The following is a 2,240-nucleotide window of genomic DNA, read 5'->3' as shown; positions in this document are numbered from 1 at the left end:
ATGGTTCCAGTAGGCGGCGCGCTCGCAGGCCGCCGAGGCGGCGCCGGCCTTGGCGCCGATCACCGTGCCGGCCAGGGCGCCCAGCGCCGCGCCTTCGGCCACGACGCCCGCCGCGGCCACCGCGCCGCCGGCGAAGCCGCCCGCGACCAGGCCGAACAGGCCCCAGCCCAGGGCGCGGTTGCCCGCCGTGCGCCGGCAGGGGTCGGCAGAGCCATAGCGGACGCTGTCGTACTGCGCCGCCGGTCCGGAGGCGTAGCGCTCGTGGGTCTGCGCCTGGGCCACGCCGCCGGCGAACACGGTCGCGGCGGTCACGGCGGCCAGCACCGCATGCTTTTGACGCAAATTCATCGGTCGTCCCTCGACACCCGTACAGATCCAGCCCTCAGGATATGCCGAGCCGACGAGCGGGTGAAACCAAGACAACCTGCGAGATAGATTTTAACCTTGAGCCCTCGATAGGTCCCGGGCTCGCGCCAGCCGTTCGATCCCCGCGTCCAGGGTCGCGTCGGCCTTGGCCAGGCACAGGCGCATGATGCTGGTCACCGGCTCGACCTCGTACAGCGCCGACACTGGAATGGCCGCCACGCCCGCCTGCGTGACCGCTCGCAGGCAGAAGGCGCGGTCGGCCTCGGTGACGCCGGAGGCGGGCAGGTCGACATTGAGGAAGTAGGTGCCTTGGGTCGGCAGGGTGATGAAGCCCTCGCGCGCCAGACCCTCCGCCAGCCGGTCGCGGGACCGCGCCAGGTCGAGCGGCATTCGCGCGAACCAGTCGGCGCTGTTGTCCAGGCCCCAGGCGACGGCCGCCTGCAGGTTGGGCGGGGTGGTGAAGGTCAGGAACTGGTGGGCGCGGGCCAGGCTGTGGGTAAGGGCGGTCGCGGCGCACAGGAAGCCCACCTTCCAGCCGGTCAGGCCGAACATCTTGCCGGCCGAGCCGATCTTCACGCAGCGCTCGCGCATGCCCGGGAAGGCGATCAGCGGGCGGTGAACCGCCGGGGCGAACACCACCTGCTCCCAGACCTCGTCGCAGATGGCGATCACGTCATGGGCCACGCAGAACTCCGCCAGCAGCGCCAGGTCCTCCTCCGGCAGCACCAGACCGGCGGGATTGATCGGATTGTTCAGCACCACGAACCGGGTGTTCTCGGTGAAGGCGGCCTCCAGCATGGCGCGGTCGAATCGCCAGTGCGGCGGGCTCAACGTCACCAGCTTGGGGACCCCGCCGGCCCGGCGGATCAGCGGCAGATAGGCGTCATAGAGCGGTTGGAACGTCACCACCTCGTCGCCAGGCTCGATCAGCGACAGGAAGGTCGCCGCCAGGGCCTCGGTGGCGCCGGAGGTGACGGTGACCTCCCCGGCCCAGTCGAAGTCCAGGCCCTGGGTGCGGGCGTAGTGGCGGGCGACGGCCTCGCGCAGCTCGGGAAGGCCGGCCATGGGCGGATACTGGTTGTAGCCGTTCATCACCGCCTCGGCGGCCTTGGCGCGGATCGCCTCGGGGCCGGGATCGTCGGGGAAGCCCTGGCCCAGATTCACCGCGCCGTGCTGGCGCGCGAGCCCGGACATCTCCTCGAAGATGGTGGTGGGCAGGTTCGCGAAGACGGGATTCGCCATTCACCTTGCCTAGCACAACCTGTCGGCCAATATCCCAGACATGCGGATCGTCGACTTCGAACCTCGCCATGCCGATGCCTGGCGCACGCTGAACGAGGCGTGGATCGGCAAGCATTTCGTCATCGAGGCCAAGGACCGCGAGGTCCTCGACGACCCGGCGGGCAAGATCACCGCCAAGGGCGGCCACATCTTCATGGCCGAGCTCGACGGCGAGGCTGTGGGTTGTGTTGGACTGATCGCCATGGCCGACGGCGGGTTCGAGGTCGCCAAGATGACGGTGACCGAGGCCGCGCGCGGCACGGGGCTGGGGCGGATCCTGATGCAGGCCTGCATAGACAAGGGCCGCGCACTGGGCGCGCCGCGGCTCTACCTCGAGACCAATTCCGGCCTTGCGCCGGCGCTCAGCCTCTATCGATCGATGGGGTTCAAGGACCTACCGCCGACGGACACGCCCTACGCGCGGGCCGACGTGTTCATGGAGTTGGCGCTGGGGTAGGCGCCCCGTCCTCTAGTGCTGGGTCACGCCGCGCAGGGCGTCGCCGAGGGTGCGGCGGGTCACGGGCTTGCCCAGGAAGCCGATGGGGTTGATGCCCGCCATCTCCGCGCGGAAGTCCTCGGTGATCGAACCCGAA

General features: G+C 70.0%; 3 protein-coding genes. 1 reads left to right on the top strand and 2 read right to left on the bottom strand.

What is annotated here, in order from left to right; translation table 11 throughout:
• Both RMO04_RS18760 and RMO04_RS18755 read right to left on the bottom strand, forming a co-directional pair.
• Nucleotides 1-348, bottom strand: a 348-nt coding sequence (locus RMO04_RS18760; protein ID WP_309646289.1) for a hypothetical protein, incomplete at its 3' end; no start/stop codon positions are given.
• 90 nt (nucleotides 349-438) lie between these two features.
• Nucleotides 439-1,608, bottom strand: coding sequence for an aminotransferase (locus RMO04_RS18755; RefSeq protein WP_309646288.1), 1,170 nt, complete (start codon nucleotides 1,606-1,608; stop codon nucleotides 439-441).
• Between the two features lie 40 nt (nucleotides 1,609-1,648).
• Here RMO04_RS18755 and RMO04_RS18750 point away from each other — a divergent pair, with 40 nt between their 5' ends.
• A complete protein-coding gene (locus RMO04_RS18750) occupies nucleotides 1,649-2,104 on the top strand; it encodes a GNAT family N-acetyltransferase (RefSeq protein ID WP_309646287.1) in 456 nt (151 codons plus the stop codon).
• The last annotated feature ends 136 nt before the right edge of the window (nucleotides 2,105-2,240 follow it).

It is taken from the genome of Phenylobacterium sp. (assembly GCF_031412415.1).
In the GTDB taxonomy this organism is placed as follows: domain Bacteria; phylum Pseudomonadota; class Alphaproteobacteria; order Caulobacterales; family Caulobacteraceae; genus Phenylobacterium.
This window is presented reverse-complemented; position numbering and strand designations above follow the sequence as displayed.

What these genes read in the sequence shown, in the direction of transcription:
- RMO04_RS18755 (WP_309646288.1), bottom strand. Translation starts at nt 1,608, where the DNA reads ATGGCGAATCCCGTCTTCGCGAACCTGCCCACCACCATCTTCGAGGAG.
- RMO04_RS18750 (WP_309646287.1), top strand. Translation starts at nt 1,649, where the DNA reads ATGCGGATCGTCGACTTCGAACCTCGCCATGCCGATGCCTGGCGCACG.